This is a genomic window from Aeromonas finlandensis, assembly GCF_000764645.1.
Lineage (GTDB): Bacteria > Pseudomonadota > Gammaproteobacteria > Enterobacterales > Aeromonadaceae > Aeromonas > Aeromonas finlandensis.
The window spans coordinates 1-587 of the sequence record NZ_JRGK01000244.1 but is presented as its reverse complement, the minus strand read 5'-3'; the positions used below and the strand labels follow the sequence as shown (position 1 = coordinate 587).

Below are 587 nucleotides of genomic sequence, written 5' to 3'. Positions count from 1 at the left end.
GACCAGGCGTGACCGGCGGTACGAAAACAGGTGGTGGGGACATCTTCATGGGTAAACACGGCTTCGACCCCGTGCAACGCCAGCGCCTCGGTGGCATCAATGGCGATGACCTTGCCGTGGGCAATATTGCTACGCACGTACTTGGCATGGCGCATCCCGAGCATGATGTTGTCATCGGTATAGCGGGCGCTGCCGGTCACCTTGGCCTCGGCATCCACCCGCTTGAGCGGTAATCCTATGGACATATGCAAGCCCTTTTTTCTAATGGAAAAATCTGGAACCGAGAGAAAAAACAGCAAGATATGCGCCTGTTTACCACCCGAGCGCCGGTAATGGAGAGAAGTGTGAAGAGGATCCCATCTCGCCCCCGCTTTCTGCTAAACAGAGGCGTGCTGTGGGCCATTTGGGCTAAAAACGACGACGATACCGACATGATGCGAATGTGTCTGCCACCCCGCTATCAATCTGGTAGCCAGCGTTATCAAAATGGTAGCGGGGTGACACAGGGGCACCGTTTCTCGGTGCAAGATCAGACAATAAAAAAGGGCCGCCAAGGGCGGCCCGAAACAGGCGGGTTATCCCTAAAT

At 55.4% G+C, this 587-nt stretch carries 1 protein-coding gene and 1 pseudogene; one reads left to right on the top strand and one right to left on the bottom strand.

The window, feature by feature from the left end; all coding sequences use genetic code 11:
* Positions 1-245 (bottom strand): annotated as a pseudogene (locus LD28_RS0113010) (xanthine dehydrogenase molybdenum-binding subunit XdhA); the annotation flags it as partial.
* Between LD28_RS0113010 and LD28_RS23705 the strand changes: the two are divergent.
* Positions 246-587 (top strand): hypothetical protein (locus tag LD28_RS23705; RefSeq protein ID WP_033137387.1); only part of this gene is annotated, 342 nt, incomplete at its 3' end.